The sequence below is a fragment of the Caulobacter sp. 05T431 genome (assembly GCF_056665975.1).
Genome location: NZ_JBFTKU010000027.1, coordinates 1 through 14137, shown reverse-complemented (window position 1 = coordinate 14137; position 14137 = coordinate 1). Strand labels below are relative to the sequence as shown.

Here is a 14137-nt window from a genome sequence, read left to right as displayed (position 1 = left end):
GTCATTGGGGGACCCGGCTCGCGCGCGCATGCGGGACGTGTGGGTCAGGACAGTGGCATGGCTTACCTTCGTCTCACATCGCCGTCGAACGACAACTGGACGACCCGGGACGAACGCAACCCACCGCCGGACACCTGGGGCCAGCGCCGCTACGGCGTGATGCCGCCGCCCCGCCGACGGTTCGCCGGCAACATCCTGCTGGGCATGATCGCCATGCCGATGGGCGTCTGGGGCCTGTGGCTGCTGCTGGGCGCCGGGCCGGACGAGACGACGCCCCAGCCGCTGGTGTTCCAGGTCCCGCCCGCCCAGGCCACGCCCGCGGCGTTCCCCTCGGGCGAGGCTCCCGACCCGTTCGGGACGGTCGCGACCGCCGACGGTCCGCGCGGCCTGAAGATCGTGCTGACCACCGACGCCCGCCCCGTGACCCATCCGGAAACCTGGGGCGCCCTGCCGACCGCCGTCGGCGCGCCGGTGGTGGCCTCGCCCCTGGCCGACGCCGTCCCCGCCGAGGATACGTCGGCCTGCCGCGACGCGCCCACCCTGGCGGCCCAGATGACCTGCATCGACCCCACCCTGCGCGAGGCCGAGCAGCGGATGACCCTGGCCTATGAGGCGGTGCTGGCGGCCGGCGTGCCGCCGGCGGCCCTGGGCCGCTCCCAGGCCCGCTGGCTGGCCACCCGCGAGGCCATGGCCCAGACCTCGCCCGAGAACCTGCTGACCGCCTACCAGCAGCGGGAAAGCCAGCTGCGCAGCTATGCGGTGGCGTGGGAGCAGCGGACCGGGTCGGTGGGCCAGACGCAGACGCCGCCCAAGCCCGTCATCCTGGGCTTGGGTTCGAAGCCCCCCGCGACCAGCGCCAAGGGTGTCGGCGGGGAAGCCACGACCTGAGCGACTGGGGCAACGCCGCCCGCTCGCCCTCCCCTTCTTTTTTCAGTCGTCATTCCGGGCCCTGTGCCCGGAACCCCTCTGTCCGCCGCAGGTGCGGAGGGGTGGCGCGCCAGCGCGCCAAGGCGCTTCACGTGCGGGCTGCACCAGGGGTTCCGGGCACAAGGCCCGGAATGACGGATCTATTTGATGGGGTGGAGAGGGGTGAACTACCCCCGCGCCTTCACCGGCGCGGCGCCGTCGACATAGGCCTCGTTCAGATAGACCTCGGCCTCCTGCGGCGACAGGGCGGGCGCGTAGCCGAAGCCCTGGCCGTAGTCGCAGCCCAGGGCCTGCAGGGCGCGGGCCATCTCGGCGTTCTCGACGCCCTCGGCCACCACTTCCAGGTCCAGGTCCTGGCCCAGCTTGACCACCGAGCGGACGATCTTGGCCGAGCCGGCGTTGCTGCCCATGGTCCGCACAAAGTAGCGGTCGATCTTCAGCGTGTCGAACGGCAGGCGGGTCAGGTACGACAGCGACGAGAAGCCGGTGCCGAAGTCGTCCAGGGCCAGGCCGGCGCCGGCCTCGCGCAGGGTCTTGAGGATCACCGCGGCCCGCTCGGGATCGCGCATGATGTCGCTTTCGGTGACTTCCAGCTTCAAGGCGCCGCGCGGCAGGTCGTGCTCCTTGAGCACCTGGCGCACGTCGTGGACCAGGCCAGGGCGGTCGATCTCGCCGGTCGACAGGTTGACGCTGACGGTCAGGGCGCCGACGGCCGGGTGCGAGGCGCGCCAGGCGGCCAGCTGGGCGGCCGAGGTGCGCATCATGTGCTCGCCCAGCTCGCTCATCAGGCCCATCTCCTCCACCAGCGGGAGGAACTCGTCTGGCGGCAGCATGCCGCGGCGCGGATGGATCCAGCGGGCCAGGGCCTCGAAGCCCGACAGGGCGCCGGTCGACAGCCGCACCACGGGCTGGAAGAAGGGGGTGATCTCGCCGCGGCCGATGGCGCCGCGCAGGTCGGCCTCCAGGGCCAGGCGCGACAGGCCGTCGGTCTCCATCGAGCGGCCGTAGGCGGCGGCGCCGCCACGACCGGCMGAGGCGGCGGCCTCGACGGCCAGCTCGGCGCGGCGCAGCAGCTCGGCCGCCTCGGGGGCGTCCTCGCCGCCCTCGGCCGAGACGGCGCCGATCGACAGGGTCGGGTGGATGTCGAAGCCGGCCACCCGCAGGGGCTGCTCCAGGGCGGTGCGCAGCAGCTCGGCGGGCTCGAAGCCGGCCGGGTCGCACAGCACCGCGAATTCGTCCTCGCCGATCCGGCCCAGCAGGGCCTCGGACGGGAAGGCGGCGGCCAGGCGCGAGCCCAGGGCGGCCAGCACCAGGTCGGCGCGCTCGTGGCCCAGGGCCTCGTTCAGGCGGCGCAGGCGGTCGACGTCGGCCACGACCAGCTCGTGCACGCCGCTGCGGCCCAGCCGCTCGCGGGCCTGGGCGATGAAGCTCTTGCGGTCCAGGAGGCCGGTCAGGGTGTCGCGCTCGCTGGCGGCGAACTTGACTTCGGGGGCGATGACGCCGGCGGCGCGCACCCCGTCTTCCAGCCAGGTCCCGCGCCAGATGCAGATCTCGCCGTTGCGCACGCGCAGGCGGGCGACGATCTCGGTGCCCGGCGGGCGGACCTTGAGGATGTCCTCGGCCTGGGCGCGGTCCTGCGGCAGGGTCAGGGCGCGGAAGGCGGCGGAGGAGCAGTCGGGGGCCAGCGGCCCCAGGCCCAAGGCCCTGGCCGCGCCGTTCACGCGCAGCCGGTCGGCCTCGGGCTCCCAGAGCCAAAGCGCGACTTCGGCGGCGCCCAGGGCCTCGAGGGTGGCCGTGGCGTCCCATACGCGACGCTGACTGATCTTGAACGACATGCCTGACCCCACGCCCAAGGGCGCAACGCACGGGCGAGCGCGCTAACTCGACGCGACCATCCCGAACAGACGATGATCTCGCCACTCGCCGTTAATTTTCAGATAAGCGGGCGCATATCCCTCTTCCGAGAAGCCCGATTTCAGCAAAACGGCGGCCGAAGGCTGGTTTTCCGGCATGCAGGCGGCCTCCAGCCGGTGCAGGCCCAGCTCGCCGAACGCGAAGGCGATCGCCGCCCGGACGCCGTCCTGCATGTAGCCCTGGCGGGCGTGGGGCTGGCCGATCCAGTAGCCCATCACCCCGCACTGGGCGACGCCGCGGCGGATGTGGAACAGCCGCACGCCGCCGATCAGCGCCCCGTCGTCGCGGCGGAACATGAAGAACGGGAACGCCTCGCCCAGCTCCAGCTCGCGGGCGTAGGCGGCCAGTCGGGCGCGGTAGGCCTGACGGGTCAGGTCGTCCTCGGGCCAGGTCGGCTCCCACGGCTTGAGGAAGGCCGCCGACTGGGCGCGCAGCTCGGCCCACGGCTTGTAGTCGTGCAGGCGCGGCAGACGCAGGAACACCTTGTCGCCTTCGAGGCGGGGGCCGGGATCGGGCTGGAAGAGGCGCAGGAAGGCGGTCAAGGCGAACAGGGTCTCGTTGAGACGCGCACCTTCGGGGGTGGAGCCGCCCGAGGCAAGAGGCGGAAGTTATCCACAGGGTCGCAGGTGGGACCAGAGCGTCCCTCCCTTCTTAGCGCCGTCATCCCGGGCCTTGTGCCCGGGACCCCTGTGTCCGCTCGCACGTGAAGTGCAAGCGAACCGCCGGCGGTTCGCCCCTGCTGCACCTGCGGCTGAGAGAGGGGTCCCGGGCACAAGGCCCGGGATGACGAGCTGAAAGGTGAGCGAAACGAGCTCTATCCCCGCAAATTCCAAACCCGCCCTCAACGAAATCAACGCGCTACACGAAAACGCACGGTTCCGATCCCCACCCTCCGGGACGGCCGCACACTAGGGGCATGAACCAGACCCAACACACCCCCGCTCCGCCCCTGACCCCGGCCATCGCCTGGCGCCAGGCCCTGCAGACCAAGCTCATGGACGCGCTGGACGCCGCCTGGGCGATCATCGAACGCAGCGTCGATCCCGCCGAGATCCGCGCGGCCCTCGACCGGGCCAAGGCCGTCGGCGCGATCGCCGTCATGGGCCGCAAGGTGGCCCTGCTGGAACCGACGCCGCGAACGACGCCGGCCAAGGCCGTGAAGGCGACCGCCGACCTGTCGCTGGAGCCGCTGAACGCCGCCCTGGCGCCGGTGGCCGCCCAGGCGGAACACGCCCGGCGGGCGCTGGACAAGTTGAAGGGCGGACGGCGCGGGCGGCTTTAGACGAGCCTCCTGTCCTTCTCCCCTTGCGGGAGAAGGTGTCGGCGAAGCCGACGGATGAGGGGTCGATAGACCTATCCTGATGGGCCCGCGCAACCCCTCACCCGACCTCGCTCCCGCGAGGTCACCCTCTCCCGCAAGGGGAGAGGGTCCGTCACGTCCCTACTGCAGCCGCTCGTAGGCGTACTGCCCCTCGCCGCCCCATTCCTTGGTGAAATGCGGGGCGATGGCCATGATGTTGGAGGCGGTCGGATAGGCCGAATATTCCAGGCTGCTGGTGGCGCCGGGCATGGACAGGGTGAACACCACCACTCCGTCCGCGCCGGCCCTCCAACTGCCCGTCCACTTCGGCTTGTCGGTGATCTTCTCGACGTAGGTGACCCTGCCGTCGGAGGTGAAGTTGACGATCTCGTGGCTCTTCTGCTGGGTCCACAGACCCAGGATGTCACGCTCGGCCTTCACCTGGACCGGGGACTTGGGCGGCGGCGGCGGCCGTCCGCCGGGCCGGCCGGAAGCGCCCGAGGTCGATCCCCCGATCCTGATGGGCGCCGCCGGGGCGGCCTTGGCCGGGGCCGGGGCAGGCGACGCGGCCGGGGCAGGCGCGGGCGCCGGGGCCGAGGCGGGGGCCGAAGCCGTCGGGGCGGGCTTGATCGGCCGCATGATCACCCGGAGCGGCTTGAGCGGCACCAGCCTCGGCGGCGCGTTGGGACTGGTGACCGGCGTCACGCCGGGCGGCGGCGGGGTCGGCACGGTGGCGGTCGGGTCGACCGGCGGGGTCGCGGGCACGTCGGCCGGGGCCGCCGGGGTCTCGGTCGTCGCGGCCGGCGTGGTCTCCGTCGTCGTGGTGGTGGTCGTCGCCGTGGTCGCCGGCGTTGCGGGGGTCTCGGCCGTCGGGGCCGGCGGCTTGGCGGCCTCCTTCTTGTGGCAAGCGGCCAGCGCCAGCGCGCAGAGGCCCACGGTCATCCAGCGTCCCGTCATCTCGTTCCCTCCGAGGGCGTTCTTCGCCCGAAAGGGGTATTCAAGCACAAGTTATGATTGTAGTGGACACTTTTTACGATAGCTTGACCGTAAGGAATCCCTCTCTCTTTGAGAGAGGGAGGGGCCCGCCGCGAAGCGGTGGGAGGGTGAGAGGTTTCACCGCCGGCCGGAAAGGCCAGGGCGGTGGACACGATCGAAAAGGTGCGGGCGCTACGGCGGACACACACGCGCCGTCTTCGTCGGAGCCTGATCCTGAGAGGGTGTAACCACTCACCCTCCCACCGCCTGCGGCGGCGGGCCCCTCCCTCTCTCTAAGAGAGAGGGGTTTAGCCCAGCGCCGTCTCGAACACGTCCCCCGCCTTCAGAGCCGCCTTGGCGCCCAGGATGGCGCTGGCGGCCTTGCCCGGGCCCAGGATGGTGCGGCCCAGGCGCTGGAGGTCGTCGACGCTGACCGCGTCCACCGCCTGGGCCAGCTCGGCCGGGGTGTAGAGGCGGTCGAACATCAGGGCCTGGCCGGCGGCCTGTTCGGCGCGCGACAGGGGCTGTTCGCGGGCCATGAACATGTGGGCCTTCAGCTGGGCCTTGGCGCGGGCCAGCTCGGCGTCGTCGATGCGGGCGGCCAGGAGGGCGATCTGCTCGGCGCAGACCTTGGCGGTCTMGGCCGCGTCGCCGGCCGCGCAGCCGGCATAGACGCCCAGGGCCCCGGCGTCGGCGTAGGTGTCGGCGTAGGCGTCGATGTTGTAGGCCAGCCCCCGCTTCTCGCGGGCCTCCTGGAACAGGCGCGACGACATGCCCCCGCCCAGGGCCTCGGCGAAGATGCGCAGGGCGAAATAGTCGTCCTCGCGGGCGCTGACGGCCGGCAGCATGAAGACCAGGTGGGCCTGCTCCAGCTTGCGCGCCTGGCTCTTGCGGCCGCCCACGAAGCCGGCGGGGTCGCTGGCCAGGGCCCCATGCGCGGCGGGCATCGACCCGAATTCGCGGCGGGCCAGGTCCAGCACCTCGTCGAGATCGACGGCGCCCGAGCAGCTGACGATCAGGCGGTCGGCGGCGTAGAGCTGGCCGCGCCAGTGGGCGAGATCCTCGGGCGTCGCGGCGTTGACGCTGTCGACCGTGCCCAGGATCGGGCGGGCCAACGGGTGGTCGCCCCAGGCGGCGGCCTGGACCAGGTCGAAGACGTAGTCGTCGGGCGCGTCGGCGGCCTCGGCGATCTCCTGGGCCACCACCTGCTTCTCGCGGGCCAGGTCGGCCGCGTCGAGGATGGGGCGCAGGACCAGGTCGGACAGGACGCTCATGCCCAGGTCCAGGCCGCCCTTCAGGGCGCGGACCTGGAAGCTGGTGCGCTCATAGCCGGTGGCGGCGTTGATCTGGCCGCCCTCGGCCTCGATCACCTCGACGATGTCGCGCGAGCTGCGGGCGCCGGCGCCCTTGAACACCATGTGCTCCAGCAGGTGCGACCAGCCGGACCGCGCCGGATCCTCATAGGCCGCGCCGCGCCCGGCGACGACGGAGAGGGCGATGGTCTCCAGGCCCGGCATCGGGTCATGGACGACGCGGACGCCGTTTTCGAGGGTGTGGAGGGTTGTGGCGATGTTCATCTGCCCACGCACATAGCGGTGCGGAGGCGGCCGCGCCAGTGTGGCCAAGCGCCCCTGGTCCCTCTCCCCTTGCGGGAGAGGGTGGCCCGAAGGGCCGGGTGAGGGGTCGCGCGGGCCTTTCCGGACAGGTCTAGCGACCCCTCATCCGTCGGCTTCGCCGACACCTTCTCCCGCAAGGGGAGAAGGATTTCGATCAGTTCCCCGCGAAAACCCGCACGAAGGCCTTCACCGTCTCGKCGTCGGCCGGCAGGCGGTCGAACTTCTCGGGCTTCTGGGAGAGGTCCGGCGTGGCGCGCGGGGTGGCCGGGACGACGCCGGCGGCGGCCTGGACGGCCTCGGGGAACTTGGCCGGGTGGGCGGTGGACAGCACCACGACCGGGGTCGCCGGATCGGCCAGGCGCAGGACGTTGGCGGCGGCCACGCCGACGGCGGTGTGCGGGTCGATGACCTCGCCGGTCTCGTTCAGGGTCGACAGGATGGTCTTGGCTGTGTCGGGCTCGCTGACCGAGGCGCCCTGGAACAGCTCGCGCATCTTGGCGTGGGCGCTGGGCGGGATGTCCAGCACGCCGGTGCCGGCGAAGGCGCGGAAGGCGCGGCCGGTCTCGACCCCGTCACGGCCCACGGCCTCGAAATAGAGGCGCTCGAAGTTGGAGGCCACCTGGATGTCCATGGCCGGGCTCTGGGTGGCGGCCACGGCGCCGCGCGAATAGCGGCCCTCCTCGAAGGCCCGGGCCAGGATGTCGTTGCTGTTGGTGGCGGCCACCACGCGGGCGACCGGCAGGCCCATGCGAGTGGCGACATAGGCGGCGTAGGCGTCGCCGAAATTGCCGGTGGGCACGACGAAGGCGACCTTGCGGGCCGGCGCGCCCAGGGCGACGGCGGCGGTGAAGAAATAGACGCTCTGGGCGGCGATCCGCGCCCAGTTGATCGAGTTGACGCCCGACAGGTCGACGGCGTGGCGGAACTGGTCGTCCTGGAAGGCCTGCTTGACGATGGCCTGGCAGTCGTCGAACGAGCCCTGGATCGAGACGCAGGCGACGTTCTTGTCGGTCGCCGTGGTCATGAACCGGCGCTGGACCTCGCTGATCCGGCCCTCGGGGAAGAGGGCCACGATCCGGGCGTGCGAGCGGCCGCGGAAGGCCTCGACGGCCGCGCCGCCGGTGTCGCCCGAGGTGGCGCAGATGATGGTCATGGTCCGCGCCTGGCGCGACAGCACGTAGTCGTAGAGCCGCCCCAGCAGCTGCATCGCCACGTCCTTGAACGCCAGGGTCGGGCCGTGGAACAGCTCCAGCAGGTAGCGGCCGGGGGCCAGTTGCTTCAGCGGCGCGACGGCGGCGTGGGCGAAGGTGGCGTAGGCCTCGTCGCACATCTGCTGCAGGTCGTCGGCCGGGATGTCGTCGCCGACGAACTTGCCGACCACGGCGGCGGCCACCTTGGCGTAGGGCTGGCCGGCGAAGGCGGCGATCTCTTCGGGCGTGAAGGTCGGCCAGCGCTCGGGCACGTACAGCCCGCCGTCGGGGGCCAGGCCCGCCAGGACCGCGTCCAGGAAACCGATCGAGGGGGATTCGCCCCGGGTCGAAACGTAGCGCATCAGGATCTCATCTTCCGCCAGAGCATGGCGGCATAGATAAACAGCAGGGTTACGGCAAGACCGAACCACGTAAGCGCGTATTCCAGGTGCCGATTGGAAATTTCTGCCGGCAGCGGCGCGGGGGTCACGCCGGGCGCGGCGGGAGTCTCGTGCTCGACGACGATCATCATCGGTTCGAAGCGCTGACCGGTGATGACGATCTCCTCCACGACGGCGTCGGCGCCCTCGGCTTTCGGCCTGGGAGGCGGCGCCGTCTTCTCGATCTCGGCCGGGCTGGGCATGGCCATCTTGGGCGGGATGGCGGTCCGCAGGATGCCGGTCAGCTGGACCGGCGGCGCGGCCTGGAAGGCGGGCGCCGTCATCGCGCCGCTGGACGCCTCGATATAGCCGCGGTCCACCAGGAACACGGGACCGTTCGGTCCCCGAGGCCGGCACGTGTCCATCGCCCGCCAGACGATCTCGCCGTCGCGCAGGGCGTAGCGCGGCGGGATCGGAACGCTGAAGCCCTGCTCCGGCAGACAGGTCGTCGTGACCCGCGTCCACTCCAGGTCCTTGGGCGCCTGGCCGGCCTTGAGCACCACGTCCAGCGGCTGGGCCGGCGCGGTCTTCAGCGCCTCGATCCGCTTCAGCAGGCCTTCCTTCCAGTGCAGGCGCTTCACCTGCCAGGTCCCCAGGCCGCACAGGATGGCGAAGGCGATCAGGGTGGCGATCGTCAGGCCGATCGGGAAGCGGCGGTCTTTTGGAGCGAGAGCGTCAGACATCGTGGCGGCCGGCCTCGGAGGCGTGGTTGGCGATATGGGCGGCGACCATCAGGCCCTTGGCCGGGCGCATCAGGGCCAGGCAGGCGACCAGGGTCACCGGCAGCCAGACGACCAGCAAGAGCCAGACCGGCCAGGCGAAGGCGAACATCGAGAACAGCGCCCCGAAGGCGCACAGGAAGCCGGCGATCAGGATCACGAAGGTGGCCGCCCCGTCCCCGGTCTCGTGGGCGCCCAGGTCGAAACCGCAGGCCTCGCAGGTCCGCGCGACCTTCAGGAACCCGTCGAACAGCATCCCCTCGCCGCAGCGCGGGCAATGGCCGGTCGCGCYGGCGAGGTAGGGGTTCACTTGGGCCATGAGGGGATCTCGAAAAGAAAAAGGCCCGGAACACCGCTTGGCGTTCCGGGCCCTCTCGAAGCGGATGATCTAGTGCGGCGAGCCGCCGAAGATCACGTAGATGAAGGCGAACAGGAACAGCCAGACCACGTCCACGAAGTGCCAGTACCAGGCGGCGGCCTCGAAGCCGAAGTGCTGCTTGGGCGTGAAGGCCCCGTTCAGCAGGCGGATCAGGCAGACGATCAGGAACAGGGTGCCGACGAACACGTGGAAGCCGTGGAAGCCGGTGGCCAGGAAGAAGGTCGAGCCGTACAGGCCCGAATTGGCGGCCGCTTCCGAGTAGAACAGGTGCTCGTGGTTGATGTGGCTGTACTCGTAGACCTGGATGGTCGTGAACAGCATGCCCAGCAGGATGGTCAGGATCAGGCCCCACTTGGCGCCGTTGCGGTCGCCTTGCTGCAGGGCGTGGTGCGACCAGGTGATGGTCGTGCCCGACAGAAGCAGGGTCAGGGTGTTGACCAGCGGCAGGTGCCAGGGCGAGACGGTCTCGACGCCGGCCGGCGGCCAGGTGGCCCAGGCCGTGCGGACTTCCTCGATGCCCGACAGGGTGCGGTGGTGGTGGAACAGGGCCATCTCGAAGAAGATCCAGAACCACGCCACGAAGAACATCACTTCCGAGGCGATGAACAGCACCATGCCGTAGCGCAGGCCGATCGAGACGACGGGGGTGTGGTCGCCGGCGTTGGCTTCCTTCACCACGTCGCGCCACCAGCCGAACATCGTGTAGAGCACGCCGGCCAGGCCGGTCGCGAACAGCCACCATTGGCCCTTCTCGATGCCGAAGACGCCGCCCTTGATCCAGGCGATCAGGCCCAGGGCCATCAGCGTGGCCGAGGCCGAGCCGACGAACGGCCACGGGCTGGGGGGCAGGATGTGATAATCGTGTTTGACGGCGCCGTGGGCCATGTGCGTGCTAACCCTTTAATCCCTCGGAATGCGCCGGCCAGTCCCCCGCCCGACGCACTCATGTGTGAAACGCTATAGCGCCCTCGGCGGCTTGCCGCCAAGGGGTTCGACGATACGGGGCGGCGTGGCCGCGTCTTTCTTCCCGGGTGCGTCCGGAACGGCCGGGAAGAAGGTGTAGGACAGGGTGATCGTCTGCTTGTCCTTGGTGTCGGCGTCGGTGACGAAGCCGGGGTCGACGAAGTAGACGACCGGGAACTCGACCGTCTGGCCGGGCTCGATGGTCTGGTTGGAGAAGCAGAAGCATTCCAGCTTCTGGAAGTAGGCGCCGGCCTGTTCGGGCACGACGTTGTACAGCGCCCGACCGGTCAGCGGTTTGTCGCCATGGTTGGTCACCTTGTAGAAGGCCAGGCCGGTGTCGCCGATGCGGATCTGCTGGCTGGTCTGCATGGGCTGGAAGTCCCACGGCAGGGTGCGGACGTTGGCGTCGAAGCGGACCTCGACCTTGCGGTCCAGCACCTTGGTCGGCTTGGCCACGGCCTTGCGCACCGTGCCGTCGAAGCCGGTGGCCTGGCAGAACAGCTTGTACAGCGGCACGGCCGCGTAGGCCGCGCCGACCATGCCGAAGAAGGCGACGCCGCAGATGGCGGCGACCTTGGCGTGGCTGCGCTTGGCGGGACGCTCGGCGGTCCCGGCCTTGTTGTCGGCCTCGATCTTGGCCAGGTCCTCGGGTGACAGCTCGTCCTTAGAAGTGGGGGCCAACATTGCCTCCCAGCTTCACGACGGTGACCACGAACACCAGGATGACGAACGCCGCCAGGCCCAGGCCCAGGGCGATGTTGCGGCCGCCGCGCGCCTTGGCGGCGGGATCGAGGTCCTTACGGCTCATAGCGGCAGCTCCAGGGTGGGCAGGCCCAGCACCGCCTCGGCCAGCAGGGCGGCGAACAGGGCGAACAGATAGAGGATCGAGAAGGCGAACAGATTGCGGGCGTTCTTGGCGCCGCCCGCCAGGACCTTCTTGTCGGTAGCTGGCGCCTCGTCCTTGACCTCGTAGAGGTCGCGGTCGGCCGGGCGCGGGTCGGCCGCGTCGCCGGCGTTGCTGGCGAACACCCGCCAGGCCAGGGTCAGGAACACCAGGCCGCCCAGGCCGGAGACGGCCAGATAGAGCCAGCCGCCCAGGCCGGTGAACACCGGGGCCACGCAGATCGGGATCAGCACCAGGCTGTAGAGCAGAACCTGCTTGCGGGTCTCCTTGGCGCCCTTGACCACGGGCAGCATCGGCACGCCGGCCTTGGCGTAGTCGGTCGAGATGTACAGCGACAGGGCCCAGAAGTGCGGCGGGGTCCACAGGAAGATGATCAGCACCATCAGCCAGGCGTTCAGCGGCGCGTGGCCCGTGGCCGCGGCCCAGCCGATGGCGGGCGGCAGGGCGCCGGCCAGGCCGCCGATGACGATGTTCTGGGCCGTCCAGCGCTTGAGCCACATGGTGTAGACCACCGCGTAGAACACGATGGTGAAGGCCAGCAGGCCCGCGGCCAGCCAGTTGATCGCCACGCCCATCAGCATGACCGACAGGATGGACAGCACCACGCCCAGGGTGGCGGCTTCCTCGCCCTTGACCAGGCCGGCGGGCACCGGGCGGCCGCGCGTGCGGCGCATCTTGGCGTCGATGTCGGCGTCGTACCACATGTTCAGCGCGCCCGAGGCCCCGGCCCCGACGGCGATACAGAACACCGCCACCGCGCCCAGCAGCGGGTGGATCGGGGTGCGGGCGGCCAGCAGGCCCGTGAGCGCGGTGAAGACCACCAGCGACATCACCCGCGGCTTCATCAGCTGGAAATAGTCCTGCCAACGGGCGTGGCGGACCGTTTCGGTCGCCTCGGCGTCAGGGTTCAGGACGGTGGTACGGGCCATAATACTTAAGGGTCTTCAGGTCTTGATGGGCGAAGGGCGCGGGCTGGATTCTCATCCGGCCCGCGCCCCCGCGTTTAGGCGTGTCTTAGTCTACCAGGTTCAGTGGCTGTCGGCCTTGATGACCGGCGGATCGCTGAACTGGTGGAACGGCGGCGGCGAGGACAGGGTCCATTCCAGGGTGGTGGCGCCTTCGCCCCACGGATTGGCCTCGGCCTTGCGGCGACGGATGGCGGCTTCCAGCAGGATCACCAGGAACACCACCACGCCTACGGCCGTGATCGCGTAGCCGACCGACGAGATGTAGTTCCAGTGCGCGAAGGCCACCGGGTAGTCGACATAGCGACGCGGCATGCCCTGCAGGCCCAGGAAGTGCTGCGGGAAGAAGATCAGGTTGACGCCGACGAACATGATCCAGAACTGCACGCAGCCCAGGAACTCGTTGTACTTCACGCCCCACATCTTCTCGAACCAGTAGAAGAAGCCGGCGAAGATGGCGAACACCGCGCCCAGCGACAGCACGTAGTGGAAGTGAGCCACCACGTAGTAGGTGTCGTGCAGGCTGTAGTCGATGCCGGCGTTCGACAGGACCACGCCGGTCACGCCGCCGACGGTGAACAGGAAGATGAAGCCGATCGCCCACAGCATGKGCGTCTTGAAGCTGATCGAGCCGCCCCACATCGTGGCGATCCACGAGAAGATCTTCACGCCGGTGGGAACCGCGATGACCATCGTCGCGGCCACGAAGTAGGCGCGCAGGTTGATGCTCATGCCGACGGTGTACATGTGGTGGGCCCACACGATGAAGCCGACGAAGCCGATGGCGACCATGGCGTAGGCCATCGCCAGGTAGCCGAAGATCGGCTTCTTGGAGAAAGTCGAGACGATGTGGCTGATGATGCCGAAACCCGGCAGGATCAGGATGTACACTTCCGGGTGACCGAAGAACCAGAACAGGTGCTGGAACATGACGGGGTCGCCGCCGGCGGCCGGGTCGAAGAAGTGGGTGCCGAAGTTACGGTCGGTCAGCAGCATGGTGATGGCGCCGGCCAGGACGGGCAGCGACAGCAGCAACAGGAAGGCGGTGATCAGCACCGACCAGGCGAACAGCGGCATGCGGTGCAGGGTCATGCCCGGCGCGCGCATGTTGAAGATCGTGGTGATGAAGTTGATCGCGCCCAGGATCGACGAAGCGCCGGCCAGGTGGAGGGCCAGGATCGCCAGGTCCATCGACGGGCCAGTGTGGCCGGTGGTCGACAGGGGCGGATAGATCGTCCAGCCGCCGCCGAAACCGCGACCCGGGCCGCCGTCGACGAACATCGAGGTCAGCAGCAGCACCCAGGCGGCGACCAGCAGCCAGAACGAGATGTTGTTCATCCGCGGGAAGGCCATGTCCGGCGCGCCGATCATGATCGGGACGAACCAGTTGCCGAACCCGCCGATCATCGCCGGCATGACCATGAAGAAGATCATGATCAGGGCGTGGGCGGTGACCACGGCGTTGTAGCCGTGCTTGGACTGCTCGATCAGGCCCAGCAGGCTGACCGACGAGTTGGGGCCGAAGATCTGGATGCCCGGCTCGGCCAGTTCCCAGCGGATCAGGCCCGACAGGGCGCCGCCGACCAGGCCCGCCATGATGGCGAACAGGATGTAGAGGGTGCCGATGTCCTTGTGGTTGGTCGAGAAGAACCAACGCGCGAAGAAGGGCGGTTTTTCGTCGGCGCCGTGGGCGTCGTGGTGATCGATGTCAGCGGCGTGAGCCATCGGACTTAATCCTGCAATCGTATCTTAGGCCGCCGGCGCGGCGGGAGCCGCGGCCGGAGCGGAAGCGGGGGCGGCGGCCGGGGTCGCGGCGGCGGGAGCGCCGGCGGCGGGGGCCGGAGC

The 14137-nt window shown here is 69.9% G+C and carries 14 protein-coding genes; 2 read left to right on the top strand and 12 right to left on the bottom strand.

The window, feature by feature from the left end; translation table 11 throughout:
- Window positions 1-57 precede the first annotated feature (57 nt).
- Window positions 58-888, top strand: a complete 831-nt coding sequence (locus tag AC1U89_RS21255; RefSeq protein WP_479901627.1) for a lysozyme inhibitor LprI family protein — start codon at window positions 58-60, stop codon at window positions 886-888.
- Between the two features lie 206 nt (window positions 889-1094).
- Here the strand turns inward: AC1U89_RS21255 and AC1U89_RS21250 are convergent, their stop codons facing one another.
- On the bottom strand, window positions 1095-2762 hold the full coding sequence (locus AC1U89_RS21250) for a putative bifunctional diguanylate cyclase/phosphodiesterase (protein WP_479901626.1): 1668 nt from the start codon (window positions 2760-2762) through the stop codon (window positions 1095-1097).
- Window positions 2763-2804: 42 nt separating this feature from the next.
- Complete coding sequence (locus AC1U89_RS21245; RefSeq protein ID WP_479901625.1) at window positions 2805-3383, bottom strand: GNAT family N-acetyltransferase; 579 nt, start codon at window positions 3381-3383, stop codon at window positions 2805-2807.
- Window positions 3384-3757: 374 nt separating this feature from the next.
- Between AC1U89_RS21245 and AC1U89_RS21240 the strand changes: the two genes are divergently transcribed.
- Window positions 3758-4123, top strand: coding sequence for a hypothetical protein (locus AC1U89_RS21240; RefSeq protein ID WP_479901624.1), 366 nt, complete (start codon window positions 3758-3760; stop codon window positions 4121-4123).
- 159 nt (window positions 4124-4282) lie between these two features.
- On the opposite strand, the gene AC1U89_RS21235 is transcribed toward AC1U89_RS21240, so the two are convergent.
- From AC1U89_RS21235 to ctaD, 10 genes are all read right to left on the bottom strand, one after another.
- Window positions 4283-5098: a hypothetical protein gene (locus AC1U89_RS21235; RefSeq protein WP_479901623.1), complete on the bottom strand. Its 816-nt coding sequence runs from the start codon at window positions 5096-5098 to the stop codon at window positions 4283-4285.
- 326 nt (window positions 5099-5424) lie between these two features.
- Window positions 5425-6687: a M16 family metallopeptidase gene (locus tag AC1U89_RS21230; protein WP_479901685.1), complete on the bottom strand. Its 1263-nt coding sequence runs from the start codon at window positions 6685-6687 to the stop codon at window positions 5425-5427.
- Between the two features lie 199 nt (window positions 6688-6886).
- On the bottom strand, window positions 6887-8284 hold the full coding sequence (gene thrC / locus AC1U89_RS21225) for a threonine synthase (protein ID WP_479901622.1): 1398 nt from the start codon (window positions 8282-8284) through the stop codon (window positions 6887-6889).
- Window positions 8284-9045 carry an SURF1 family protein gene (locus tag AC1U89_RS21220; RefSeq protein ID WP_479901621.1) on the bottom strand — a complete coding sequence of 254 codons (762 nt, stop codon included), beginning with the start codon at window positions 9043-9045 and terminating at the stop codon, window positions 8284-8286. The genes thrC and AC1U89_RS21220 overlap by 1 nt, the downstream gene beginning before the upstream one ends.
- Window positions 9038-9400, bottom strand: a complete 363-nt coding sequence (locus tag AC1U89_RS21215; protein ID WP_479901620.1) for a DUF983 domain-containing protein — start codon at window positions 9398-9400, stop codon at window positions 9038-9040. Before AC1U89_RS21215 ends, AC1U89_RS21220 begins: the two co-directional genes overlap by 8 nt.
- Window positions 9401-9469: 69 nt before the next feature.
- Window positions 9470-10345, bottom strand: a complete 876-nt coding sequence (locus tag AC1U89_RS21210) for a cytochrome c oxidase subunit 3 (protein ID WP_479901619.1) — start codon at window positions 10343-10345, stop codon at window positions 9470-9472.
- A 72-nt stretch (window positions 10346-10417) separates the two neighbouring features.
- Window positions 10418-11056: a cytochrome c oxidase assembly protein gene (locus tag AC1U89_RS21205; RefSeq protein WP_479901684.1), complete on the bottom strand. Its 639-nt coding sequence runs from the start codon at window positions 11054-11056 to the stop codon at window positions 10418-10420.
- Window positions 11057-11087: 31 nt separating this feature from the next.
- On the bottom strand, window positions 11088-11231 hold the full coding sequence (locus AC1U89_RS21200; protein WP_018061469.1) for a hypothetical protein: 144 nt from the start codon (window positions 11229-11231) through the stop codon (window positions 11088-11090).
- Window positions 11228-12256 (bottom strand): heme o synthase, encoded by a 1029-nt coding sequence (locus AC1U89_RS21195; RefSeq protein ID WP_479901618.1) that lies wholly within the window; start codon window positions 12254-12256, stop codon window positions 11228-11230. Before AC1U89_RS21195 ends, AC1U89_RS21200 begins: the two co-directional genes overlap by 4 nt.
- 99 nt (window positions 12257-12355) lie before the next feature.
- Window positions 12356-14017, bottom strand: a complete 1662-nt coding sequence (ctaD, locus tag AC1U89_RS21190) for a cytochrome c oxidase subunit I (RefSeq protein WP_479901617.1) — start codon at window positions 14015-14017, stop codon at window positions 12356-12358.
- Between the last annotated feature and the right edge of the window lie 120 nt (window positions 14018-14137).

Excerpts from the sequence above, each read along its gene's own strand:
- AC1U89_RS21240 (WP_479901624.1), top strand. The coding sequence starts at position 3,758 with ATGAACCAGACCCAACACACCCCCGCTCCGCCCCTGACCCCGGCCATC.
- AC1U89_RS21255 (WP_479901627.1), top strand. The coding sequence starts at position 58 with ATGGCTTACCTTCGTCTCACATCGCCGTCGAACGACAACTGGACGACC.
- AC1U89_RS21195 (WP_479901618.1), bottom strand. The coding sequence starts at position 12,256 with ATGGCCCGTACCACCGTCCTGAACCCTGACGCCGAGGCGACCGAAACG.
- AC1U89_RS21210 (WP_479901619.1), bottom strand. The coding sequence starts at position 10,345 with ATGGCCCACGGCGCCGTCAAACACGATTATCACATCCTGCCCCCCAGC.
- AC1U89_RS21235 (WP_479901623.1), bottom strand. The coding sequence starts at position 5,098 with ATGACGGGACGCTGGATGACCGTGGGCCTCTGCGCGCTGGCGCTGGCC.
- AC1U89_RS21200 (WP_018061469.1), bottom strand. The coding sequence starts at position 11,231 with ATGAGCCGTAAGGACCTCGATCCCGCCGCCAAGGCGCGCGGCGGCCGC.
- AC1U89_RS21220 (WP_479901621.1), bottom strand. The coding sequence starts at position 9,045 with ATGTCTGACGCTCTCGCTCCAAAAGACCGCCGCTTCCCGATCGGCCTG.